The sequence below is a fragment of the Microbacterium sp. PMB16 genome (assembly GCF_051294855.1).
Lineage (GTDB): Bacteria > Actinomycetota > Actinomycetes > Actinomycetales > Microbacteriaceae > Microbacterium.
Map to the genome: position 1 here is coordinate 315,809 of NZ_CP145908.1, position 22,404 is coordinate 338,212.

Genomic DNA, 22,404 nt, shown 5'->3' on the forward strand with positions numbered 1-22,404 from the left:
TCATGAGCGCGCCAGCCAGGCTCACCCCCACGAGCCTCGACGCCGCTGCCTCGGCAGCGCTGTATCCGCGTGCGCAGGTGATCGCGCAGGCGTGGCAGGAGCTCGGCGATGAGGTCGCGCCGTTCAGCAACGGCTCGGGTCGCCCGCTGGCGCGCACCATGAAGCTGATCCTCGATCCGCTGGTGATCCGCCCCGTGCAGAACCCCGGTCTGGCCGGCGGATCGCTGACCGCCGCAGCCGCCGACGAGCTCCGCGGGCGCATCCGGGCGGCGAGCGCCGAGCTGGCCGCGGCATCCGCCTGGTTCCTCGAACTGAAGGCCGCTCGGCGGCGTCTGCGCATCACGGATGGGAATCCGCAGGAGAAGTACTTCCAGCGCTGCTACGAACTCGCGCGCACGGCGGGCGCGCCGAGGGGCGATGCGGATGCCGTCGCCGTCGAGGTCGTGTCCGAGATCGCTCAGGCGTCCGGCGACTCTCTGCTGTCGCAGGTGCGGCAACTGCTGCGCGTCGAGGCCGAGGTCGCCCGGCTGGACGCCGAGCTCGCCGTGGCCTGGCAGAAGCGCACGGCCCGCCCGGCGGACGCTTCACCGGATGCCGAGATCGCCGCGACTCTCGACGCCTGTACGCGCGGTGAGGCCGCGGAGCCGTTCGCCGTACTCGTGGGGGCGGATGCCGGAACCACGGCGGCGGGCGCTCTCGACGCCGACGGGGCCGCAGGAGCATTGGGGCTGACTCTGCACCCCGTGCCACCGCAACCGACCGTGGGCGGGTCCGCGTCCAAGCGCGACCTTCCGCTCCCCTTCGACCGCTCCATCTTCGAGCGGCTGTTCGCGGCCCTCTCCGGAGGCGCCGCCCCCGAGCTGGCCGTCGATGCACAGGGGCTCGTCGAAGAGGAGATTCTCCGCTCGTCTCGTCCCTGGGAGCTCGGCACAGAAGAGAGCCGGGTGGTGATGGTGCTCGGCACCGACGTGAGCCGCGCGCTCGACTCCGATGAGGCACCCTCGACGACGTCGGCCCATCGCCAGCTGGCGGCCCGCTGGCGACGCGAGGCGTATGTCCGCCGCGCGCTCCGCCTTCCTGCAGAGCTCAGCGGGGTGCCGGCATCCGTCGTCGATGACGTCCGCGCGGTGCGCCGAAACTACCTGCGCCGCCTCTGGGTGCGGCTGCACGGGCGGGAACTCCGCGAGCAGAGCATCGAACCGGCGGGCCTCTGGGATCTCCTCGACGGTGTGCTCCGCTCGGTGGTGATGGATCAGCGGCAGCGGCTCAAGATCGCGATGGGCCGAGGATCCCTCCCCGAGACCGGATCGGAGGCGGCATGAGCATGCAGATCCGGGTAGGCGACGGCGTCGTGCACGTCACGTCAGGACGCACCGAGTCGATCGACGCCCCGTTCCGCACGACGATCGTCGAAGCGGCGGGCGCGCTGCTCCACGCCGATCCGACCGCGGAGGCGACGATCCCCGACGCCGACATCGACGACGTCGATGCCGCGGCGGGCTGGCTCTCCGACCTGTACGGCCCCGAGATCGCGGATGCCGTGCGGCGAGGCGTCGACACCTCGGTCGCGTGGACGGGGCCCGGCGATGCGGGCATCGCCGATGCCGTCCAGCGGCTCGGACAGCTGACGTGGGCGCGAGCCTGGTGGCCGGCCGGTGCCCGCATCCCGGCGCTCGACCCTGCGCTGCTCGCCGCGGAGATCGCGACCACGAGCCATCTCCTCTCACACATGCTCGACGACGACGAGGCGGTCGAACGCGCACTGCAGGATGCCGCGGACGCACCATCGGCGCTCGCCGCGCTGCCGCCCGCTCTGGCATCCGACGGCGCGAGGCTGGCCCACGCTCTCCTCGAACTCGCCGACGACCATGGTGTGGCGCTGCTGCCGTCACGGGAAGCACGGCAGGAGTGGGCGCTCGCTGCCGGAGGCGCGGAGCGGCATCCCGGCTCCGCTGACGCCGGGATCGAGCTCGCCTCCGGCAGCGCCGCCGTCCGCTGGGCCGATGTGCCGGCGCAGACCGTCGACGCCGAGGCCGCGGCGCACTGGTCGCTGCGTCAGCGCGCCGGGAACGCGACGCTGCACATCGAGGTACCCGCCGTGGATGCCCCCTTCGCGGCGCGATCGCTGCGGGCGCGGTTCGGGCCGGCCGACTCGGGCATCGAGGTGGCCCTCGAGCGTGACGGCAACCTCTTCGGGGGCGAGACCGCGGTCGCAGCATCCGTCGCCTTCCTGCCGGCGGGAGAACGCGTCCTCTGGGTCCACGATCCGGCGCTGGTCTCCTCCCCCGGCGAACCGGACCGGGAATCCGATCGCGACCGCGTGCTGCAGTACGCCGCCTCCCGTATCGGTGCCGCGGGAGCATCGCTCGCCGAACGTGCCGCGGCGGCGGTGCGGTGACCGACTCCGAGGCGCGACCGCCGAGCGCGGTGCGCGGACGCCTCCCGGCGACCGCCCGGTGGAAGCCCGGCCGCGACCTCAACAACGAAGCGGCGATGATGCTGCACACCGGTCGCGTGAGCGACGCGGCGGCGAAGCTCCGCGAAGCAGTCGCGCTGACGAGAGTGCCCGACGTCGACGGCGAAGGCCTCGACATGCGCGCCAGAGCGTTGCTCAACCTCGCGTCCGCTCACGAGTTCGGCGGGGATCTCGCCGAAGCGCTCCGAGTCACCGACGAGGGTCTCGCCGCAGCATCCGAAGCGATCGCGAAGATCGGCGACGAACGGGCCACGCGCACGGTGCAGATCAACGGGATGCTGTCGCGCGCGCAGACGCTCACACTGATGGACCGACTCGACGACGCCCTCTCCGGCATCGCCGACGCCGAAGCGCTGCTGAACGACGACATCGACCAGCACGAGATGCTCGCCTTCGCCGTGCACAATGCGCGCACCGCCGCACTGATCATGACGGGGCGGCTGCAGGAGGCCGAGGACGAGGCGAAGCGCGGCCTCGCGATCGCCCTGACCGTCGGCCCCGAGCTGTCGGGTCACGCGTACGCGAACCTCGGCGTGATCGCGCAGCGCACCGGCGACGATGCCGCGGCGCAGGAATACCTCCAACTCGCCCAGCACGCGCAGGAGCACGCCGGTGACGCCACCAGCCGGCAGAACGCGATCGAGAACCTCGCGCGGGCCGCGATGCAGGAGGGGCGGTACCGAGAAGCGGAGGAGGGATTCCGCAAGGCCGCGGAGCTGGCCGAGCAGATCGGCCTGAAGACCCGCCTCGCCGCCAGCCGGACAGGACTGGCAGCCGTACTGCTGCAGTCCGGGCGCGCGAGCGCCGCCGCAAAGACCCTGCGCACGCTGCTGGCCGAGTTCGATCCGGCCGCCGCGGTGCACGAGCGGCTCGAGGCACAGGCGTTCCTGGGCGACGCCGAATCGGCGCGGCATCGCTATCCCGCGGCCGACGAGGCCTATCGCGACGCGCTCGACCTGGCGCGCTCGCCCGGCGAACGGGCACGGGTGAACCTCCGTCGCGCCGAGATGCACGCGGAATGGGCGGCGATGTCGTTCACGCCACGATCGCGGATGCAGCGGCTCGAGCGGGCGCGCGACCTGGCGATCCCGGTGCTCCTGGTGACCGAGGCGCTGCGCGACGGTTTCGCACCGGGCGTCACGCGCGAGCGCTGGAGTCTGCAGGTCGCCGCGCCGGCGCGCGAGCTGGCGTTCCGGCTGGTGCGCACGCTCGGCGACGCGGGGCTGCTGCTCGAACTCGTCGAGAACGCGGCGGCGTCGGTGACCCTGCACGCGCTCGCCGAGCCTGCGGGCGGGGAGTTGATCCCGTTCGCGCTGCCGACGGCGCAGGTCGCCGAGCCCGGCGCTCCGGCCGAAGCGGATGAGCTGCCGGCGGCCGCAGCCGGTCTGGTCGGCGGTGATTCGGCGACAGCATCCGTCCGTTTCGCCGCGCCCCCGCGAGTGGTCGCGGCGCCCGGAGGCTCCCCCGTGCTCGACCGCTGGATCGACGTGGCCGAGGCCGAGTACGGCATGCCTGTGCGCTCGGGCGAGGTGGTGGCCGCGTGGTGAGCAACTGGCGCGACCTTCCACTGCTGGGCGCACCGCTGCCGATCGCGACAGTCGACGCGAACGCCGTGCTGGTCGATCTCCCGGCGGGCACCCGTCCGATCGCGCGACTGCGCTACGTCGACGCCGATGATCTGCTCGTGAGCTGGGCGTGGGATCACCAGCGTTCGTCGCCGCGGATGAGCGTGGTCCCCCGCGCCCGCGTCGCTCCCGTGCTGGATGAGCTGGCGCGCGCCCTGCCGTCACCGCTCCCCGGCGAGACCGGGCTGCAGGCGCTGCAGCGGGCACTCACGCACGGCGTGCTGCTCGACGCCGAACGCGAACAGGAACTCGCCGCTCTCCTGACTCCGGCCCTGGTTCCGCAGCAACTCGGCGCAGAGCTGAACGCACTCGCGCAGGCGGGGATCCGGCCGCACCTGCGGGTGCAGCTGTCGCCGTCGACGGCACAGGTCCCGTGGGAGCTGATGAGCACGGAAGGCGACGAGCGCGCCATCGACCTGGTCGACGTCTCGGTGCTGCTCCCCGCGACGCTGCGCAACGATCCGGCACGGAAGGTGTCGTCGTGGTCACCGGGTGCGCCGGTCGCCGCCGTGCTCGATCCGGTCGTTCCCGGCTTTTCGGCGACAGGAGAGCTGGGCAGCGTTCTGGGTCCGGTCGCCGCCGGGTCGCCGCTGGCGGGGATGGTCGAGGGCTGGGGTTCGCGGCGGCGCCCGACCGATCCGGGTTCCGCTGCGGAGGCATTCCGCAGGACGGATGCTGGGCGTCTCGCTCTCGCGGCGGCGCTGCGCGACGCCGGCCGTCTGCTCTACGTCGGCCACGTCACATCTTCGACGCATGCCCTCGACGCCCGCATGCATCTCTCGGACGGAGCAGATGCCCCGGGGACGACGCCGGCCGTCGGTGCACATCGGCCCTATTCCGCGGCCGAGATCGCGCTGAGCGGAGGAGGGCTCGCCGCCTTGCACTCCCCGAACCGGGTGGCGCTGATCGCCTGCGACTCCGGCACCGACATGCGCTTCGCGGAGCCGACGGGCCTCGTGGCGGCGTTCGTGCACCGCGGTGCCGAGTACGTGACGGCGACGCGCTGGACCCTCCCCACCGAGGCGGGACTGCGTCGCCTCGTGCCGGGACTCGGCGACCGCGCGGAGGGGATGCTGACGGAGGCGATCCTCGCCGTGGATGCTGCGCACGATGCGGCTGATCCGATCGCCGCCCTCGGCGCCTGGCAGCGTGCGCAGCGCCGTCTCTGGACGGAGACGGGCGACCCGCGCTACTCCCCGATCATCTGGGGGGCCTTCGCCACGGCGTGGGCTCCCGCTCCGCCGGTTCGCCTCTGACGGCGCGACGCACTTCCGCCTACTCCTCCGGGTCGCCGAGCTCGGCGGGATCTCCGATCGGAAACTTCCCGATCACCGTCTCGCCATCGGACTCGTAGACGTCGATGTACCCCTCGCCCTCGAAGGCCATCAGCTCGGTGTTGCGGATGTAGCCGATCTTCCCGTTCGTGGCCTGCGCGGAATGGAGGTCCGGCAGGCCTTCATCGTTGGGCACGCCGTAGGTCTCACCCCGGGCGTTGACTCCCCAATCGCTGGTCTCCGAACTCCCGTACCGAGCGACGACGGACCACGGCGTGCCGGGATCGGCGGTCACGGTGATCGAGGTCGCGCCCGCGGCGGGGAGCCGAGCATCGTCGATGTGCGTGGTCGGAATCTCGCGGATGGGGTCGGAGCAATCCCAGTACGCCCCGCCGCCCGTCGATCCCGCCGCAGGACGGGTCTGCACCTCGATCTTCCCGCCCTCGGAGCACGTGATGTCGAGGATCACACGATCCGCGCCCTCCGGCACAGCCCCGAGTTCGACCTCCGCTGTCCCGACGTAGCTGCCGCTCACAGAATCGGGGAACGGGGTGACCTCGGTCGTGCCGGGGAGGCCGTAGACCACCACGAGCGCCGCACCGGTCAGCGCTCCGGCGAGCGCGAGGGATCCTGCCGCGACGGTCGCCATCCGTGCGCGCCGCTGATGCCGCTGCAGTCGGCTGCGACCGGTTCCGATCGCAGTGAGCTCGCGCTCGATGCCTGCGGCGAAGGTGCGTTCCAGTGTGCCGTTCATGCGCGTTCTCCCTCTGCGAGAAACCAGGTGATATGGGGTGAATCCGGACCGAGATCGCTTCGGAGCCGCCGGCGTGCACGCATCAACCGCGTGCGTGCCGCACCGGCCTTGAGGCCGACCAACGGCGCAGCATCGGCGACCGTCAGGCCATCGAGAGCAGTGAGGGTCAGCAGTGCGGCATCCTTCGCGTCGAGGCGGGCGAGCGCCTCCCGAAGGCGGATGCCGAGCACCTCGGTCTCCATGGCGGCGACCGCCTCCTGTTCGGCATCGCGCTCGACCGCCCGCGGCATCGCTGCCAGCAGCCGCCGATAGCGGACGCCACCTCTCCGCTGGTTCCGCGCCGTGTTCGCGACGGTCACCAGCAGCCAGGGCAGCACGGTCCCGTCCACGACGGTGACGCTCTTCCGCTTCCGCCAGAGTTCAAAGAACGCGACGGCCGTGGCATCCTCGGCGTCGTGCACCCGATCAACCAGCGCTGTCGCGCGCCGGAAGACCCCGTCACGATGCCGGCGGAAAAGTTCGGCGAAGGCCTCGCCACTGCCCTCGCAGGCCTTCCGCCAGATCTCAGGCTCGTCGTTCTCTTCGCTCATACCCCGTCATGTCCGGCAGTCGGCGAAGTGTCACACGCGCTTCGATCTCATCGCCCTCGTATGCGCGATCGTCGGGTCGGCGGCGAGCAGCTCGTACTGCTCGGATTCGCGCGGTACGAGTGCCACCCGTCCCTCGGCGTCGTGATGGATGCCCCAGCCGTACCGCTTGCCGAGGGGCGAGGAGCGCAGGCACGGCTGCCCCTTCGAGAAGAACTCCTCGCGTGCTGCCGCGTCGTCGAGCGCGATGCCGCGTCGGACGGCGTGCGTCTCGAAGATCACATCGTCGGAGGTACGGCTGTAGGGCTCCTCCGCGATCAGGCGGTGGTGCAGCGCGGCGATCGACGGCGAGTCCGCCACCGGCGGCTCTTCCGCGTGGTCGGTCGGGCAGTCCTCTGCGACCTCGATGAAGGTCTCCCGATAGTTCGTCGTGTGCGTCGCCATGGCCCCAGCATCGCGCACAGGTCAGACATCCGTCGAGCGCTCCGTCAATCCCCGCCCCGATGTCGGTGGTGTCGGAGATGATGGACGGATGGGGGATGTGCTCGAGCGCTTCACCCCGGCCACGCAGGATTGGTTCCGGGGGGCGTTTCCCGCGCCCACTCCCGCGCAGACCGGTGCGTGGGATGCGATCTCGGCAGGCAAGCACGCGCTCGTCGTCGCGCCGACCGGGTCGGGCAAGACGCTCTCGGCCTTCCTCTGGGCGATCGACAGCGTGTTCCGCGAGCGCATCGCGGCCGCCGATGAGAAGCCGAAGAAGGATGCTGCGCGCACCCGCATCCTGTACATCTCGCCCCTGAAGGCGCTGGGCGTCGATGTCGAACGCAACCTCCGCTCGCCGTTGATCGGCATCGGCCAGTCCGCCCGACGTCTGGGGCTTGCGGCCCCGTCGGTCACGGTCGGCGTGCGCTCCGGCGACACCACATCGAGCGACCGACGCAAGCTCGTCTCCGATCCGCCCGACATCCTCATCACGACCCCCGAGTCGCTGTACTTGATGCTCACCAGCCGCGCCGGCGAGACGCTGCGCGACGTGCACACCGTGATCATCGACGAGGTGCACGCGGTCGCGGCGACCAAGCGCGGCGCCCACCTCGCCGTGAGCCTGGAACGCCTCGATGCCCTGCGCGCGTCTCACGGCAACGAGACAGCCGCCCAGCGCATCGGTCTGTCCGCGACCGTCCGCCCGATCGACGAGGTCGCGCGCTTCCTCGGCGGGTCGGCTCCCGTCGAGATCGTCGCGCCACCGGCATCGAAGACGTTCGAGCTCGGCGTGGTCGTGCCGATGGACGATATGACCAATCCTCCGCCGCCGCCTGGGGCTCCCGCCGGCTCGGGAGACGACGCCGAATACACCGAGGTCACCGGCTCCGTCTGGCCGCACGTCGAAGAAGCCATCGTCGACCGCATCCTGCAGAACAACTCCACCATCGTGTTCTCCAACTCGCGCCGTCTGGCCGAGCGACTGACCGGGCGCCTCAACGAGATCTACTCCGAGCGCATCGGCCACCCTGTCACCGACGCGACCGTGCCCGCCGCGATGATGGCGCAGGCGGGCTCGACCGCGGGCGCAGACCCGGTGCTCGCCAAGGCGCACCACGGCTCGGTGTCGAAGGAGCAGCGCGCCCAGGTCGAAGAAGAACTCAAGTCCGGCGTGCTCCGCTGCGTCGTGGCGACCAGCAGCCTCGAGCTCGGCATCGACATGGGCGCCGTCGATCTGGTGATCCAGGTCGAAGCACCGCCGTCCGCAGCATCCGGTCTGCAGCGCGTCGGCCGCGCCGGCCACCAGGTCGGCGAGATCAGCCGCGCGGCCCTCTTCCCCAAACACCGCGGAGACGTGCTGCACACGGCGATCGTCACCGAGCGGATGCTGGCGGGCAAGATCGAAGCGATCCAGGTGCCGCGCAATCCGCTCGACATCCTCGCCCAGCAGACCGTCGCCGCCAGCGCGCTCGGCGCGATCAGCGTGGAGGAGTGGTTCGAGACCGTCCGTCGCTCGGCGCCGTTCCAATCGCTGCCCCGTTCCGCGTACGAGGCGACCCTCGACCTGCTCGCCGGCCGCTTCCCCTCTGACGAGTTCGCCGAGCTCCGGCCCCGACTCGTGTGGGACCGCGACGCCGGCACGCTCACCGGACGCCCGGGCGCGCAGCGCATCGCGGTCACCAGCGGCGGCACGATTCCCGACCGCGGACTGTTCGGCGTGTTCGTCGCCGGAGAGGGTGCGGGCCGACGCGTCGGCGAACTCGACGAGGAGATGGTCTACGAGTCGCGGGTCGGCGACGTCTTCACGCTCGGCACCACCAGCTGGCGCATCGCCGAGATCACCCACGACCGCGTCAACGTGATCCCCGCCTACGGGCAGCCCGGCAAGGTGCCGTTCTGGCACGGCGACGGCATCGGACGCCCGTTCGAGCTCGGCGAGGCTCTCGGGAAGTTCTCCCGCGAAGTCGCCGCCGCGACCCCCGAGAAGGCCGCGCAGCGCCTCATCGAAGCCGGACTCGACGAGCAGGCGCGCATGAACCTGATGGCGCACCTCACCGAGCAGCGGGAGGCGACAGGCACGCTTCCCACCGACCGCACGCTCACGGTCGAGCGCGGTCGCGACGAGGTCGGCGACTGGCGGGTCATCCTGCATTCCCCGTACGGCATGAAGGTGCACGCACCGTGGGCGCTGGCGATCAACGCCCGCATGCGCGAGCGCCTCGGCATCGAGGGCTCGGCGGTCGCGAGCGACGACGGCATCATCGTGCGCATCCCGGATGCCGAGGCCGAACCGCCCGGCGCCGAACTGTTCGTCTTCGACCCCGAAGAGCTCGAAGTCCTCGTCACGCAGGAGGTCGGCGGCTCCGCGCTGTTCGCCTCGCGGTTCCGAGAGTGCGCGGCGCGATCTCTGCTCATGCCGCGGACGAACCCCAACCGGCGGACGCCGCTGTGGCAGCAGCGGCAACGCTCCGCCCAGCTGCTCGAGGTCGCGCGACGGCACCCGACGTTCCCGGTGATCCTCGAGACACTCCGCGAAGTGCTGCAGGACGTCTACGACCTGCCCTCGCTGCGGAAGCTCGCGACCTCGATCGCCGACCGTCGCATCCGGCTGGTCGAGACACAGCCCGGCCAGCCCTCGCCGTACGCGCGCGATCTGCTGTTCGGGTACGTCGGGGCATTCATGTACGAGGGCGACTCGCCCCTCGCCGAACGGCGGGCTGCGGCACTGTCCGTCGACCCCGCCCTGCTCGGTGAGCTCCTCGGCACGGTCGAGCTGCGCGAGCTCCTCGACCCCGAGGTGATCGCGCAGTTCGAACGCGAGGCGCAGCGGCTCGATCCCGAGCGGCGGGCGCGGGGCGTCGAAGGCGTCGCCGATCTGCTGCGGGTGCTCGGTCCGCTCGACGCCGATGAGGTCGCCGCACGCCTCGATCCGGAGACCATCGGCGACGGTTCGGCCGCCACCCTGCTCGACGACCTCATCACCGCCCGGCGCGCCATCCCCGTGACGATCGGCGGCATCAGCCGGGTCGCGGCGATCGAAGACGCCGGACGCCTGCGCGACGCCCTGGGGGCAGCGCTCCCCACCGGCATCCCTGTTGCATTCCTCGAGCCGTTCGCCGATCCACTCGGTGACCTCGTCGCCCGGCACGCGCGCACGCACGGCCCGTTCACGACGGATGCCGTCGCGAACCGTTTCGGCATCGGTGCCGCCGTCGCACGGCATACCCTCCAGCGCCTCGAGAACGCCGGACGGCTCACGAGCGGGTACTTCCTGCCGGAGCCTTCGTCAGGCTCAGGGACCGACCCTTCGTCAGGCTCAGGGACCGGCATCGAATGGTGCGACACCGAAGTGCTGCGGCGCCTGCGTATGCGGTCGCTTGCCGCGATCCGCGGATCCGTCGAACCCGTCTCCCCCGAGGCCTACGCCCGCTTCCTGCCCGACTGGCAGCACCTCGGCCGGCCGCTGGAGGGCCTCGACGGCGTCCTCACGGTCATCGAGCAGTTCGCCGGAGTACCGATCCCCGCGAGCGCGTGGGAGTCGCTGGTACTCCCCTCCCGTGTGCGCGACTACTCCCCCACGATGCTCGACGAGCTCACGACCGCCGGCGAGGTGATCTGGTCCGGCCATGGCACGCTCCCCGGCCGCGACGGCTGGGTGTCGCTGCATCCCGCCGACCTCGCGCCCTTCACGCTTCCGGAGCCCGACACCGAGATCGCGACCGATTCGCTGGAAGCCCGTGTGCTCGCGGCGCTGCAGGTCGGCGGCGCTTATTTCGCGAGTCAGCTGAAGGAGATGGCCTCGGCCGAGAACGAGCAGTCCGTCCTCGAGGCGCTCTGGGCGCTCACCTGGTCGGGGCACGTCACCAACGACACGTTCGCGCCGATCCGCTCGCTGCTGGCCGGCGGTTCGCAGGCGCACAAAGTCACCCGCCGCGCACCCCGCGCCCGCACGTACCGCGGCATGTCACTCACCCGCACCGCCCCGCGCCCGACGTCGATCGGCGGACGCTGGTCGCTGCTACCCGCGATCGAGACGGATGCCGCCCGCCGCGCGACCGTCACCGCCGGGCTCCTCCTCGACCGCTACGGTGTCGTCACCCGCGGAGCGGTGCAGTCCGAGGGCGTCCCCGGCGGATTCGCGCAGGCGTACCGGGTGCTCGCCGGATTCGAGGAAGCCGGCCACTGCCGTCGCGGCTATGTGATCGAGAAGCTGGGGGCCGCACAATTCGCGGCATCGGCAACGGTCGACCGGCTGCGCACCTACGCCGGGCTCGCCGACCCGCCACCCAAGAACGCCGTGACGCTCGCGGCCACCGACCCGGCGAACCCCTACGGCGCCGCTCTCGCCTGGCCGAAGCGCGAAGAGGTGTCGCACCGACCGGGGCGCAAAGCCGGGGGTCTCGTGGTCATCGTCGACGGCGCACTCGTGCTCTACCTCGAACGTGGCGGCCGCACCGTCCTCTCCTTCAGCGACGACCCGGAAGTGCTGCAAGCGGCGGCATCCGACCTCGCCGCGACCGCACGTGCCCGCAGACTCGACACGCTCACGGTCGAGAAGATCAACGGCGACGGTGTCTACGGCACCGACCTCGCACGGGCGCTGCAGGAGGCGGGGTTCGTCGCCACGCCGCGCGGTTACACGATGCGCAAGGCCGTCTGACGGCGGGCCGTCACAGGCGCACGAGTGGTACCATAATTGGTACAAGAAGGAGGAGACATGGCTATCACCACCAGCGAGGCCCGGCGCGACCTCTTCGGCCTGATCGAGCGCGTGAATCTGGATCATGCCGAGGTGGAGATCACGTCTCGCCGCGGATCCGCGATCCTCATGTCCAAGACGGAGTACGACTCCCTCATCGAGACCACGCACCTCCTCCGTTCTCCCGCGAACGCCAGCCGCCTGCTGTCGGCACTCGCGGCCGCGCAGTCCGGCGACGTCGCGGAGCATGACCTCCTCGAGGCATGACCGCACGCCTCCTGGTCTGGACCACCGAAGGGTGGGAGGACTACGTGTACTGGCAGACACAGGACCGGCGCACGCTAAAGCGGATCAACCTGCTCCTGGCGGACGTTCTCCGAGACGATCCTTTTGAAGGAATCGGCAAACCTGAACCGTTGAAGCATGTCCTCGCCGGGGCCTGGTCACGGCGCATCGATGAGACGAATCGTCTCGTGTACACGGCGACAGACCGCCACATCACGATCCTGCAAGCCCGCTACCACTACTGACACCTACGCTGAGAGCCATGATCCGAGAGTTCAGTGCCGGCATCCGGACCCTGTTGCGAGGCTTCACCCTCTGGCGCACCCGCCCGGGGCTCATGAACCTCGGTCTCATCCCCGCCGTCATCACCATCGCCCTGCTCGGTGCGCTGCTGCTGCCCCTGCTGCTCAACATGAACCTCCTCACCGCCTGGGTGACGCCGTTCGCCGAAGAATGGCCCGCGCCGTGGAAAGGCCTGCTCCGCGGCGCCGTCGGCTTCGTGATCGCCGTCGCCGCGATCGCCCTCTCCAGCGCCGTGTTCACTGCTCTCACGCTGACCATCGGCGACCCCTTCTACCAGCGCATCTGGCACGCCGTCGAGGTCGACCTCGGCGACGCGCCCCCGGCCGACGGCGGCAGCTTCTGGACGACCGTGGCCGAGGGGTTGCGCCTGGTGCTCCTCGGCATCCTGATCGCTCTCGCTGTCCTGCTGATCGGGCTCATCCCGGCCGTCGGCGGCCTTCTCGGGCCGGTAGCGGGCGTCGTGCTCACCGGACGGCTGCTGGCCCGCGAACTGACCGGACGCGCCTTCGATGCTCGCGACCTCTCACCGGCCGATCGGGCAGCCCTCTTCTCCGGCAGCCGCGCGAGGGTGCTCGGATTCGGCGTCGCGACGCAGCTGTGCTTCCTCATCCCGGGCGGGGCCGTCGTCGTCATGCCGGTGGCGGTCGCGGGCAGCACGATGCTCGCCCGCGACATGCTCGCCCGCACCGCACTCCCGTCTGGCCCTTCGACAGGCTCGGGCCCTTGGACAGGCTCTGGGACCCATTCCCTGCCGGCCAGCCCGGGTTCCGCCTGATGCCCGAGGGAGATACCGTCTTCCGCACCGCGCGGCGTCTCGACGAGGCGTTGGCCGGCGGCGAGGTGACGCGCTTCGACCTCCGCGTCCCCCGGTTCGCGACCCTCGATCTCACCGGCCAGACGGTGCACGGCGCAGCCTCCCGCGGCAAGCACCTGCTGCTGCGCATCGGCGACAGCACCCTGCATTCCCATCTGCGCATGGACGGCGCCTGGTTCATCTACCGACCCGGTGAGAAGTGGCGGCATCCGGCGTTCAAGGTGCGCGCGATCGTCGGCACCGCCGAGCGCGAGGCCGTCGGCGTCGACATCGCCGAGATCGAGGTCGTGCCCACGCGCGACGAAGACGAGCTCGTCGGCTATCTCGGCCCCGATCCCCTCGCCGATGACTGGGACATCGCCGAGGCGATCCGTCGGCTCAGCGCCGATACGCGCAGCATCCACGTCGCCCTCCTCGACCAGCGCAACGTCGCCGGATTCGGCAACGAGTACGCCGCAGAACTCCTGTTCCTCCGTGGAATCCTGCCGACCACGCCGACCGCAGAGGTCGACGTCCCCGCCCTTCTCGCGCTCGGCGTCCGCACCATCAGAGCCAACCGCGATCGCTCCGGCCGCACCTTCACCGGCATCAATCGTGCGGGCCAGGCCGCCTGGGTGTACGGCCGCTCGGGTCAGCCCTGCCGCCGCTGCGGAACCAGGATCCTGCGCGGCGAACTCGGCGCCGATCCGACCCGCGAGCGCGTCACCTTCTGGTGCCCGTTCTGCCAGCACTGAGCGGCATCCCCCACCGCATCCATCCGCGGGAATGAATCCGCACCTTCTGTGGTTGTTGGTATATCCGGGGAAACTCCGGAACACGGGAGGAATCGTGGGCAAGAACTACGTCGACATCGAGAACGACCAGGGAGCGACGCTGCGGTACCGCAAGCACGCCAATGGCCGAGGTCTCGTCGCGCACGGCGCGAAGGTGCATCCGAAGGCACACATCGAAGCCGGCGCCTACATCGAACCGGGAGCGCGCATCGGCGCCGGGGCGTCGATCGCCCGCGGCGCCTGGATCGAACCGGATGCCGTGATCGGTGAAGGTGCGCACATCGAGGCGCACGCGCACATCGGTCAAGGAGCGGCCATCGGCGACAACGCCCACGTCGGCGTCCGCACCGAGGTCGGAGCCGGGGCGCGCATCGTCCGCGGCGCACGCATCGGCGACGACGAGACGGTCGCCGCAGGCCTCACCGTCGCCACGACGTCGAAGGGCCTCTGGCTCGCGGCCTGAGCAGCGCTCAGCACGCCGGGCTGCTACAGCAATCGGCGCTCCGTCGCCCACACCGTCAGCTCATGACGGGACGACAGCTGCAGCTTGCGCAGCACGGACGACACGTGCGTCTCGACCGTCTTGATCGAGATGAACAGCTGCGCGGCGACCTCCTTGTAGGCGTAGCCGCGGGCGATCAGCCGCATCACCTCCTGCTCGCGCGCCGACAGGCGGTCAAGCTCGTCGGTGGCGGTCGCGATCTCGCCCGCGACCGCTCCGAACGCGTCGAGCACGAACCCGGCGAGCCGCGGCGAGAACACCGCGTCCCCGCCGGCGACGGCGTGCACGGCCCGGCTCACCTCGACGCCGGACGACCCCTTGGTGATGTAGCCGCGCGCGCCGGCGCGGATGACGCGCACGACGTCTGCCGCGGCATCCGACACGCTCAACGCCAGGAACCGCGACGCCGTCGGCATCGACCCGCGGATGACGGACTCACCGCCCGTGGAGTCGTCGCCGCTGCCGCCTGGCAGATGCACGTCGAGCAGCACCACGTCGGGCTGCGTCTCGCCGATCACAGCGATCGCCGACGGCACGTCCGCCGCCTCCCCGACCACGTCGACGCTCGCGTCGAGGTCGGCGCGGAGTCCGGCGCGGAAGATCGAATGGTCGTCCACGATCACGATGCGGATGCTGTCAGCCACGGCCCTCACCGTCCTGCGCGGTCCCTGCTGCGATCGCAGACTCCGTCGGTGACACCACCGACGCCGCCGCCACGCGCGGCCCCGCCGGGATGCGCAGGTGCACCTCCGTGCCGTTCTCGTCGCTGCGCACGATGCCCGAGCCACCGGCCCTCCGCATCCGCCCGATGATCGACTCGCGCACGCCCAACCGGTCGCTCGGCACGTCGTCGAGCTGGAAGCCGGCGCCCCGATCCCGGATGTACACGTCGACGTCGCTCACGCTGCCCTCGATGTACACCGAGATCTCGCCCTCCGCGTGGCGGGCCGCGTTCAGCATGGCCTCGCGGGCGGCGGCGGCGAGCTCTCCGCTCGCGCGCTCCGCCGACAGCCCCGCGGAGACGACCTCGATCCGCACCGGATAGTCCAGCTCCAGCCCTCCCGCATAGTCGCGCAGGTCGGTGGCCAGGTCGCTGTCCGCCGGAGCATCGCCGTCGTACAGCCAGGCGCGCAGCTCGCGCTCCTGCGCGCGTGCGAGCCTCGCCGCCTCACTGGACGCCCCGGCGCGGTTCTGGATGAGCGCGAGCGTCTGCAACACGGAGTCGTGCAGGTGGGCGGCCATCTCGCTGCGCTGCTCCTCGCGGATGCGCCGGACCCGCTCGCCCGCGAGCTCGCGCCACCGCGGGATCAGCGTCGAGGAGATGACGGCGAGGAGTCCGGCCAGGGGAACGAGCACCAGGGCGAGCCCGGCGACGCCGAGCGGCTCCGTCAGCAGCAGGCTGGACATCAGCGCCAGGAGCACCACCGAGACGATCCGCACCGCCATCGTGTGTCGGGGCCCGCGGGCCGTGTCGGTGCGGTCGATCAGAGTCGCCCAGATCCCCGCACCGGCCGCGAAGGCCACTGTCCCGCCCACGACCACGGCAGCGGCATCCGACGCGATCGTCCCGTACAGCCAATCCGAGCCTCCGCGCCAGAACAGCAGCACGAGCATGCCCACGAACGCCGGCACGAGCAGCAGCCAGGCGACCGGCACGCGTCTCGACGGGGTGGCGTCGCCGTCGCTCCACGGAGTGAAGGTCCAGCACCAGGCGTAGAGGAGGACGCCGGATCCGCCGCACACCGCGAGCACGATGAAGAGTCCGCGGACCATCCAGACGGGGACGCCCAGGTGGCGCGCGATCCCCGCACTGACCCCGGACACCAGGCAGTCGCGGTCGCGAGTGAGCGGCGGGCGCGGCGGGCGCGATGAAGCCGTGACGCGAGGAGGTCGCGCGGGGGCGTGCACCGAAGAAGCCATGTCGCCATCCAATCACCCGGACCCCGGCTCCGTGGCGTCCCCGGGCGAGAATCAGGGGTCGCTCAGGGGTTCACCCCATGGCAGGCGAACAGCGGATGCCGACAGGATCGAAGCATGACGATTCCGACAGCGCCTCCGCCCCCCGCAGACCACGCCGCTCCCGGTGCCGGTACAGCGGCCCCTGCGGCTCCCACGGCTCCGGCCGTTCCGCACGGCGCAGAGCGATTCTTCCTGTGGGTCGCCGGTCTCGGCGTCGCCCGCTCCGACGGCTGGCTCGGCGGGATCGCCGCCGGCATCGCCGCGCGCCTCCGGATCGACCCGCTCATCGTGCGCGGCGTGCTCGTGGTCGCGGCCCTCTTCGGCCTGCCCGTGATCTTCCTCTACGCCGTCGCCTGGGCGCTGCTGCCCGACGTCGACGGGCGGGTCCATGCCCGTGATCTGCTTCGGCGGGACTATCAGCCCGTGCAGCTCGGCATCCTCGGCCTCGCGGTCGTCGGACTCATCCCCACCGCCCCGCTCACGGGCCGGCTGTTCGGGCTCGGATACGACAGCTGGTCGGCGTTGTCGCTGTTCAGCTGGATCCTCGGGCTCATCCTCGTGGGCGGCCTGCTCTTCCTGATCGTGCGTGCTGCAAGCCGCACCCCGGGTGCTTCCGCGCCGGATCTGCCGATGGCTTCCGCAGATCCGGCGGCCCCGGCCGCGTCCGTCCCCCTCGGTGGTTCGGGTACCGCCGAGGGGGCGGACGCCTCATTCGACGCATCCGCCTCCGCATCCGCATCGGCATCGGCATCCGCATCGGACTTCGCCTTCGCGTCCGCCGCTCGTCCGGAGCCCCCCGCTCCGCTCCCGGCCGGGGTCAACGACCCAGCCGACCTCGCGGCCTGGCGTGCGCAGCACTCGGCCTGGAAGGAGCAGGAGCAGGCGTGGCGCCGTCAGCAGCAGGACACCGAGCGCGCAGCCCGGGACCAGCTCCGGCGCGAGCGTCAGGCAGCCGCCGGTGCGTTCGCCGTCGAAGCCGCCGAGCGCCGCCGGGTGCGTCGTGCCTCCAATCCGCGGGCAGGTTTCGCGATCGTGGCCGCCGTGGTCGGTCTCGCGATCGTGACCGGAGCGGTCGTCGGCCTGTCCAGCGGCGGCGACGCGGTCGGAATGGCGCTGGGCCTGCTGTCCGCAGCGGTGGTCCTCGCGGTCGGGATGATCGTGGCCGGCGCCTTCCGCCGGCGGAGCGGCTTCCTCGCATTCGTCACCGTGCTGACGCTTGTCGGCGGGCTCGTGGCCGGTGGGTACTCGACGTTCCAGAATGTCGGCTTCGGCGACGCCTACGTGGTGAACAATCGCGCGCAGGATGTGCGCCAGCTGTCCGGCGAACTGCACATCAACCTGAATCCTCATCAGGGTGCGCCGCGTCCGATCGTCGTGGCGAAGGGATCGGGCACGACCCAGATCGACGCGGACCCGGGGGTGGAGGTCGACCTGCGGGCGATCGTCGGCTCGGCGACCGTGAACTGGGTGCGCGTAGAGCTCCAGACCGGCACGATCCTCGACAGCGGCACATGGGACACGGACACCCGCGACGGGACCTTCACCCTCACGGAGAAGCTGGTCCCGGAGCGCACGCCGACCACGACCGTGCAACCCGTGACGATCCATCAGGACAGCGGCACGATCAACATCACCCTGTACGAACTGAAAGAGGACGAGCGATGAGCACGGAAGCGACGACCACCGATGCGACGACCCTGGAAGTGACGACCCCTGACGTGTCGACGCCCGACGTGACGACGCCCGACGTGGCGACGCCCGAGTTCGGATACGCCGACGCGGTCGCTCCGCCCCGTACTCGCTGGGCGGGGATCATCTGGGGCGCCCTGTTCGCCGCCGTCGCCGCGAGCGGCTTCTGGCTCCTGGTCGACGGGGACCGCCGATCGACCGCGACGGATTGGGTCCTGACTCTGACGCCGAGCATGATCCTCACGCTCGCGATCCTGACCGCCGGCGTGCTCGTCCTCTTCGCAGGTGCCGTCGGGCTCCTTCGTCGCGGACAGCGGCGCATGGCGGCACACGCGGCCCAGCGTCGGGCATCCGCGCCCGCGTCGGAGTAGGCGGGCGCTCCTCCGGGTACCCTGGACCCCATGGCGAACCAGGGACGACGACCCGCGAAGGGATCCGGTTCGGGCTCGGGCCGCGGATCCGGCAGGCCGACCCCGGTTCGGCGGAACAAGGCGGCACCCGCCGAACGATTCCCCCCGGCCAAGAAGCCGCGCAAGAAGACGACGAAGGCGGAGAAGGTCGTTTTCGACGCCCCCGCCCCCGCGACCGAGGAGCCGCGAACCTTCCGTCTCGGAGTCGTCCCCGGCGCGACTCCCGGCAAGTGGGTCGATGCGTGGAAGGAGCGGATGCCGCGCGCACCGCTCGAACTCGTCCCGATCAGGGCCAACGCCCAGCACGCCGACCTCAGGGATCTCGATGCGGCGCTCGTCCGACTCCCCTTCCTCGATCCGTCGCTGCACGTCATCACGCTCTACGACGAGATCCCGGTGGTGGTCGCCGCGGTCGACTCGCACCTGATGGCCGTCGACGAGCTCACCGCGGCGGACCTCGTCGGAGAGGTCCTGATCGGGGTGACCGACGATGCCCTCGACGAGCTCGACCTGCCCGGCACGCTCCCGGCGAAGTTCGCCCCTATGTCGACGGTCGAGGCGATCGCGACGGCCGCCTCCGGGGTCGGCGTCGTGATCGTGCCGATGTCACTGGCCCGCCTGCACCGTCGGAAGGACGCCGATCACCGGCCTCTCGTCGACGGACCGCACTCGACGGTCGCGCTCGTCTGGCCTCGCGATCACACCACACCCGACGTGGAGACCTTCGTCGGCATCGTCCGCGGACGCACCGCGAATTCCTCCCGGTGACGACGGCGGCAGTTCAGCCTCCGCGCGATCGTTAGAATCTCCTGATGGCCTCGCTTCTCTACGTCTGCGTACGGCCCGAGACCGGGGCGGCGGATGCCGAGCATGCCTCGTTCCGTCGGGCCCTCGGCGCCGACGTGGTCGACCGCCTCGATCTGCTCCAGGAGCCGCTCGACCCGCAGCGCCTTCGTGGATACCGGGGCGTGGTCGTCGGCGGGTCGCCGTTCAACGTGAGCGACCGGTCGAAGTCCGCCGTGCAGCAGCGGGTCGAGGCGAACCTCGAGGCCCTCGCGCGCTCCGCGATGGCCAGCGAGATCGCCGTCTTCTTCACGTGCTTCAGCATCGGAGTCGTGACGCGGATGCTGGGCGGCGAGGTCGTGACCGACCTGCCGGAGTCCGCCAGCGCCACCGTCATCGACACCACGCCGGCGGGTGCCGACGACCCGATCTTCGGTCCCAGCGGGTCGGCGCTCACGGTGTTCACAGCCCACAAGGAGAGTGCTGCGGCGACTCCGCCCGGCGCCGTGCTGCTCGCGACGAACGCGGCCTGTCCGGTGCAGGCGTATCGCGTGGGCACGCACCTCTACGCCGCGCAATTCCATCCGGAGCCGACGCCGCGCGACTTCGCCGACCGCATGACGTTCTACCGGACCACCGGTTACTTCGACCCCGACGAGTTCGACCGGGTGCAGGGGCAGGTGCTGTCAGCATCCGTCACCGAGGGCGCCGCCCTCCTCCGCCGCTTCGCCGACACCTTCGCCTGACCCGCCGTGCCGCTCGGGATGGATCACAAACGCATCCGCGACGCCGCCGCCAGCGACATTTTCGATCCACCCTGAGCTCGGGTCGGGCGAGTTCGGCTCAGGCGCCGCCGCGGAGCAGGGCCACGCGCTCGCGCAGGTATGCCTCGAGCGGCATGAACCCACCCGCTGCGCTCCAGCGCACGGAAGGCACCCCGTCGACCAGGGCGAGCGGGCCGGAAGCGCTACCGGCATCCACCGCGTAGACGTCGATCATCGTCCAGCCGACGTGCACGACGTCGCCCTCGCCGAAGCCGCCGCGCAACGCCTCGGCGCGACGCTCCGCTCGGGCGCGTGCCGATTCCGCGGTGTATCCGCGACGCCCGGGATCCGCGGCGCGCAGCACCTCGGCGGTCGCGAGCGCATGCGTATCGGTCAGGAGCAGCGCGCCGAGGTGCCAGGCCTCGCCCACGCGCACGATGCGCCGCCCGCGCCACCGCGATTCCCGCTCCTCGCCGAGCCCTTCCTTCGGCGCACCCGCGAGGTCGCGCACGGCCTGCGTGAGCAGCGCGGATGCCGTCACCACAGCTCCGCCGTCGCTCGCGTCCACGCCCTCAGCGTAGCGAGCCATCCGCCGCGATTAGCCCGCCCGCCCCATCCACGGCAGAATCGATGAACACCCTCGAGGAGCTTCCATGTCTCAGCCCGATACCGCCCGCCTCCTGATCGCCTGCGACGACCAGCCAGGCATCGTCGCAGCGGTGGCCGGAGTGCTCTCCCAGCACGGCGCGAACATCATCTCGCTCGACCAGCACTCGACGGACTCGGAGGGCGGACGCTTCTTCCAGCGCACGGTCATCCACCTCGATGGGCTGGCCGCCGCCCGCCCCGCGCTCGAAGCCGACATCGCCGCCGTCGCCGCGCGCTTCGGCATGGAGTGGTCGCTGCACGACGTCGCCCGCCGCAAGCGCGTGGCGATCTTCGTCTCCAAGTACGACCACTGCCTGATGGAGCTGCTCTGGCGCGCGCAGCGCGGGCAGCTCGAGATCGACATCACCATGGTGGTCTCGAACCACCCCGACCTCGCCGCGGCCGTGCGCTCGTTCGGCGTGCCGTTCGTGCACATCCCCTCCGGCGACAAGGCCGCGATGGAGGAGCGTCAGCTGGAACTGCTGCGGGGCAACGTCGACCTGGTCGTTCTCGCCCGCTACATGCAGATCCTCACCGACGACTTCATCACCCGGCTCGAAGCCCCGGTGATCAACATCCACCACTCGTTCCTCCCCGCCTTCATCGGCGCGAACCCCTATGCACGGGCCAAGGAGCGCGGCGTCAAGCTCATCGGCGCGACCGCGCACTACGCCACCGCCGACCTCGACGAAGGACCCATCATCGAGCAGGACGTCACCCGGGTCACTCACTCCGAGTCAGCCGCCGAGCTGCAGAACCGCGGCGCCGACGTCGAGCGGCTGGTGCTCGCCCGCGCCGTGCAGTGGCACGCGGAGGACCGCGTCATCGTGCACGGCAAGTCCACCGTCATCCTCTGACGCAGAGGTCATCCTGTAGCGCAGAAGGCGGACTCGCATCAGCCTTCGACGCTGATGACGTCGACGGCGAGCCCGTGAGATGCTGCGACCAATTGTTGGTCATTCGTCCACAGTTCCGTGCAACCCGAAAGCTGAGCGGCAGCGAGATGCAGCGCATCCGGGGTCTTCAGACCGGAGTCAGCGCGCAGTTCGGCGGATCGGATGAACACCGCCGTGCTCAAGTCGATGTTGACCATTCGCACGAACGCTCCAAGGTAGCGGTCGCGGAGTTCTCTGTTTCGCTCACGCAGCGGGCCCACGAGACACTCCTGCAGTGCGAGGGCACTCGACGCCACTTCGACTTCGACCTCTTTGAGCGCGCGCCGCACGGCGTCTCCCCTCGGGCCGCGATCCTCGAGCGCGTAGATCAGGATGCAGGAGTCCAGATAGATCATTCCCAGGCGTCTCTGCTCTCGGCGATCTGCGCATCGAGTTCTGCAGCGGACCTCTTGAGTCGCTCGGGCAGGGGGTCCTGTTCCATCCACTCGACGAGCAACCGCCCGCTGTACACGACATCGACCGGGCCGATGGGGACGATCTTCGCCACCGGCGTTCCGCGCTTCGTGATCACCACCTCTTCGCCTGCCTGGGAGTCGGCGATCAACCGCGAGAGGTTGTTACGCGCTTCGAGCACGTTGTGGATGGACATGTGGCTAGTCTAGCCATGTTCCTGGCTAGAC

Annotated in this window: 23 protein-coding genes; 15 read left to right on the plus strand and 8 right to left on the minus strand. The window is 70.8% G+C overall.

Annotation, left to right across the window (positions count from 1 at the left end):
• The first annotated feature begins 2 nt into the window (after positions 1-2).
• From V5D55_RS01680 to V5D55_RS01695, 4 genes are read left to right on the plus strand one after another with little or no spacing between them, the layout of a single operon-like run.
• Positions 3-1,322, plus strand: coding sequence for a hypothetical protein (locus tag V5D55_RS01680; protein ID WP_435747010.1), 1,320 nt, complete (start codon positions 3-5; stop codon positions 1,320-1,322).
• Positions 1,319-2,398, plus strand: a complete 1,080-nt coding sequence (locus V5D55_RS01685; protein WP_435747012.1) for a hypothetical protein — start codon at positions 1,319-1,321, stop codon at positions 2,396-2,398. The genes V5D55_RS01680 and V5D55_RS01685 overlap by 4 nt, the downstream gene beginning before the upstream one ends.
• Positions 2,395-4,023 (plus strand): hypothetical protein, encoded by a 1,629-nt coding sequence (locus V5D55_RS01690; protein ID WP_435747014.1) that lies wholly within the window; start codon positions 2,395-2,397, stop codon positions 4,021-4,023. Before V5D55_RS01685 ends, V5D55_RS01690 begins: the two co-directional genes overlap by 4 nt.
• Entirely contained in the window at positions 4,017-5,357 is a 1,341-nt protein-coding gene (locus V5D55_RS01695) for a CHAT domain-containing protein (protein WP_435747016.1), read from the plus strand. Before V5D55_RS01690 ends, V5D55_RS01695 begins: the two co-directional genes overlap by 7 nt.
• A gap of 19 nt (positions 5,358-5,376) precedes the next feature.
• Here V5D55_RS01695 and V5D55_RS01700 read toward each other — a convergent pair whose 3' ends face one another.
• From V5D55_RS01700 to V5D55_RS01710, 3 genes are read right to left on the minus strand one after another with little or no spacing between them, the layout of a single operon-like run.
• The gene (locus V5D55_RS01700) at positions 5,377-6,129 is read right to left on the minus strand and encodes a hypothetical protein (protein ID WP_435747018.1); all 753 of its coding nucleotides are present in this window, start codon (positions 6,127-6,129) and stop codon (positions 5,377-5,379) included.
• Complete coding sequence (locus V5D55_RS01705) at positions 6,126-6,719, minus strand: RNA polymerase sigma factor (protein ID WP_435747020.1); 594 nt, start codon at positions 6,717-6,719, stop codon at positions 6,126-6,128. Before V5D55_RS01705 ends, V5D55_RS01700 begins: the two co-directional genes overlap by 4 nt.
• A 30-nt stretch (positions 6,720-6,749) precedes the next feature.
• On the minus strand, positions 6,750-7,160 hold the full coding sequence (locus tag V5D55_RS01710) for a DUF6157 family protein (RefSeq protein ID WP_435747022.1): 411 nt from the start codon (positions 7,158-7,160) through the stop codon (positions 6,750-6,752).
• A gap of 88 nt (positions 7,161-7,248) precedes the next feature.
• Here V5D55_RS01710 and V5D55_RS01715 point away from each other — a divergent pair, with 88 nt between their 5' ends.
• From V5D55_RS01715 to V5D55_RS01740, 6 genes are all read left to right on the plus strand, one after another.
• Complete coding sequence (locus V5D55_RS01715; RefSeq protein WP_435747024.1) at positions 7,249-11,859, plus strand: ATP-dependent helicase; 4,611 nt, start codon at positions 7,249-7,251, stop codon at positions 11,857-11,859.
• A 57-nt stretch (positions 11,860-11,916) separates the two neighbouring features.
• On the plus strand, positions 11,917-12,165 hold the full coding sequence (locus V5D55_RS01720) for a type II toxin-antitoxin system Phd/YefM family antitoxin (RefSeq protein WP_435747026.1): 249 nt from the start codon (positions 11,917-11,919) through the stop codon (positions 12,163-12,165).
• Complete coding sequence (locus V5D55_RS01725; RefSeq protein ID WP_435747028.1) at positions 12,162-12,428, plus strand: Txe/YoeB family addiction module toxin; 267 nt, start codon at positions 12,162-12,164, stop codon at positions 12,426-12,428. The genes V5D55_RS01720 and V5D55_RS01725 overlap by 4 nt, the downstream gene beginning before the upstream one ends.
• Before the next feature lie 17 nt (positions 12,429-12,445).
• Positions 12,446-13,261: an EI24 domain-containing protein gene (locus V5D55_RS01730; protein ID WP_435747030.1), complete on the plus strand. Its 816-nt coding sequence runs from the start codon at positions 12,446-12,448 to the stop codon at positions 13,259-13,261.
• Positions 13,261-14,034: a DNA-formamidopyrimidine glycosylase family protein gene (locus tag V5D55_RS01735; protein WP_435747032.1), complete on the plus strand. Its 774-nt coding sequence runs from the start codon at positions 13,261-13,263 to the stop codon at positions 14,032-14,034. The genes V5D55_RS01730 and V5D55_RS01735 overlap by 1 nt, the downstream gene beginning before the upstream one ends.
• A gap of 94 nt (positions 14,035-14,128) precedes the next feature.
• A complete protein-coding gene (locus V5D55_RS01740; RefSeq protein WP_435747034.1) occupies positions 14,129-14,536 on the plus strand; it encodes a DapH/DapD/GlmU-related protein in 408 nt (135 codons plus the stop codon).
• A gap of 23 nt (positions 14,537-14,559) precedes the next feature.
• On the opposite strand, the gene V5D55_RS01745 is transcribed toward V5D55_RS01740, so the two are convergent.
• Both V5D55_RS01745 and V5D55_RS01750 read right to left on the minus strand, forming a co-directional pair.
• Positions 14,560-15,219 (minus strand): LuxR C-terminal-related transcriptional regulator, encoded by a 660-nt coding sequence (locus V5D55_RS01745; RefSeq protein ID WP_435747036.1) that lies wholly within the window; start codon positions 15,217-15,219, stop codon positions 14,560-14,562.
• A complete protein-coding gene (locus tag V5D55_RS01750) occupies positions 15,212-16,495 on the minus strand; it encodes an ATP-binding protein (RefSeq protein ID WP_435747038.1) in 1,284 nt (427 codons plus the stop codon). The genes V5D55_RS01745 and V5D55_RS01750 overlap by 8 nt, the downstream gene beginning before the upstream one ends.
• A gap of 114 nt (positions 16,496-16,609) precedes the next feature.
• Here V5D55_RS01750 and V5D55_RS01755 point away from each other — a divergent pair, with 114 nt between their 5' ends.
• From V5D55_RS01755 to V5D55_RS01770, 4 genes are read left to right on the plus strand one after another with little or no spacing between them, the layout of a single operon-like run.
• The gene (locus tag V5D55_RS01755) at positions 16,610-18,199 is read left to right on the plus strand and encodes a PspC domain-containing protein (RefSeq protein ID WP_435747040.1); all 1,590 of its coding nucleotides are present in this window, start codon (positions 16,610-16,612) and stop codon (positions 18,197-18,199) included.
• Entirely contained in the window at positions 18,196-18,594 is a 399-nt protein-coding gene (locus V5D55_RS01760; RefSeq protein WP_435747042.1) for a hypothetical protein, read from the plus strand. The genes V5D55_RS01755 and V5D55_RS01760 overlap by 4 nt, the downstream gene beginning before the upstream one ends.
• Before the next feature lie 30 nt (positions 18,595-18,624).
• Positions 18,625-19,401, plus strand: coding sequence for a LysR substrate-binding domain-containing protein (locus V5D55_RS01765; RefSeq protein WP_435747044.1), 777 nt, complete (start codon positions 18,625-18,627; stop codon positions 19,399-19,401).
• Positions 19,402-19,445: 44 nt separating this feature from the next.
• Positions 19,446-20,162 (plus strand): glutamine amidotransferase-related protein, encoded by a 717-nt coding sequence (locus tag V5D55_RS01770; RefSeq protein ID WP_435747046.1) that lies wholly within the window; start codon positions 19,446-19,448, stop codon positions 20,160-20,162.
• A 97-nt stretch (positions 20,163-20,259) separates the two neighbouring features.
• Here the strand turns inward: V5D55_RS01770 and V5D55_RS01775 are convergent, their stop codons facing one another.
• Positions 20,260-20,748: a glutaminase gene (locus V5D55_RS01775; protein ID WP_435747048.1), complete on the minus strand. Its 489-nt coding sequence runs from the start codon at positions 20,746-20,748 to the stop codon at positions 20,260-20,262.
• Positions 20,749-20,833: 85 nt separating this feature from the next.
• Between V5D55_RS01775 and purU the strand changes: the two genes are divergently transcribed.
• Positions 20,834-21,685, plus strand: coding sequence for a formyltetrahydrofolate deformylase (gene purU, locus V5D55_RS01780; protein ID WP_435747050.1), 852 nt, complete (start codon positions 20,834-20,836; stop codon positions 21,683-21,685).
• 38 nt (positions 21,686-21,723) lie between these two features.
• On the opposite strand, the gene V5D55_RS01785 is transcribed toward purU, so the two are convergent.
• Complete coding sequence (locus tag V5D55_RS01785) at positions 21,724-22,119, minus strand: type II toxin-antitoxin system VapC family toxin (protein WP_435747052.1); 396 nt, start codon at positions 22,117-22,119, stop codon at positions 21,724-21,726.
• Positions 22,116-22,373 carry a type II toxin-antitoxin system Phd/YefM family antitoxin gene (locus V5D55_RS01790; protein ID WP_435747054.1) on the minus strand — a complete coding sequence of 86 codons (258 nt, stop codon included), beginning with the start codon at positions 22,371-22,373 and terminating at the stop codon, positions 22,116-22,118. The genes V5D55_RS01785 and V5D55_RS01790 overlap by 4 nt, the downstream gene beginning before the upstream one ends.
• Positions 22,374-22,404: the final 31 nt, after the last annotated feature.

Coding starts and splice junctions, on each gene's coding strand:
- V5D55_RS01750 (WP_435747038.1), bottom strand. CDS start 16,495: ATGGCTTCTTCGGTGCACGCCCCCGCGCGACCTCCTCGCGTCACGGCT.
- V5D55_RS01685 (WP_435747012.1), top strand. CDS start 1,319: ATGAGCATGCAGATCCGGGTAGGCGACGGCGTCGTGCACGTCACGTCA.
- V5D55_RS01770 (WP_435747046.1), top strand. CDS start 19,446: ATGGCCTCGCTTCTCTACGTCTGCGTACGGCCCGAGACCGGGGCGGCG.
- purU (WP_435747050.1), top strand. CDS start 20,834: ATGTCTCAGCCCGATACCGCCCGCCTCCTGATCGCCTGCGACGACCAG.
- V5D55_RS01705 (WP_435747020.1), bottom strand. CDS start 6,719: ATGAGCGAAGAGAACGACGAGCCTGAGATCTGGCGGAAGGCCTGCGAG.
- V5D55_RS01700 (WP_435747018.1), bottom strand. CDS start 6,129: ATGAACGGCACACTGGAACGCACCTTCGCCGCAGGCATCGAGCGCGAG.
- V5D55_RS01735 (WP_435747032.1), top strand. CDS start 13,261: ATGCCCGAGGGAGATACCGTCTTCCGCACCGCGCGGCGTCTCGACGAG.
- V5D55_RS01710 (WP_435747022.1), bottom strand. CDS start 7,160: ATGGCGACGCACACGACGAACTATCGGGAGACCTTCATCGAGGTCGCA.
- V5D55_RS01765 (WP_435747044.1), top strand. CDS start 18,625: ATGGCGAACCAGGGACGACGACCCGCGAAGGGATCCGGTTCGGGCTCG.
- V5D55_RS01720 (WP_435747026.1), top strand. CDS start 11,917: ATGGCTATCACCACCAGCGAGGCCCGGCGCGACCTCTTCGGCCTGATC.
- V5D55_RS01730 (WP_435747030.1), top strand. CDS start 12,446: ATGATCCGAGAGTTCAGTGCCGGCATCCGGACCCTGTTGCGAGGCTTC.
- V5D55_RS01725 (WP_435747028.1), top strand. CDS start 12,162: ATGACCGCACGCCTCCTGGTCTGGACCACCGAAGGGTGGGAGGACTAC.
- V5D55_RS01680 (WP_435747010.1), top strand. CDS start 3: ATGAGCGCGCCAGCCAGGCTCACCCCCACGAGCCTCGACGCCGCTGCC.
- V5D55_RS01790 (WP_435747054.1), bottom strand. CDS start 22,373: ATGTCCATCCACAACGTGCTCGAAGCGCGTAACAACCTCTCGCGGTTG.
- V5D55_RS01760 (WP_435747042.1), top strand. CDS start 18,196: ATGAGCACGGAAGCGACGACCACCGATGCGACGACCCTGGAAGTGACG.
- V5D55_RS01755 (WP_435747040.1), top strand. CDS start 16,610: ATGACGATTCCGACAGCGCCTCCGCCCCCCGCAGACCACGCCGCTCCC.
- V5D55_RS01715 (WP_435747024.1), top strand. CDS start 7,249: ATGGGGGATGTGCTCGAGCGCTTCACCCCGGCCACGCAGGATTGGTTC.
- V5D55_RS01785 (WP_435747052.1), bottom strand. CDS start 22,119: ATGATCTATCTGGACTCCTGCATCCTGATCTACGCGCTCGAGGATCGC.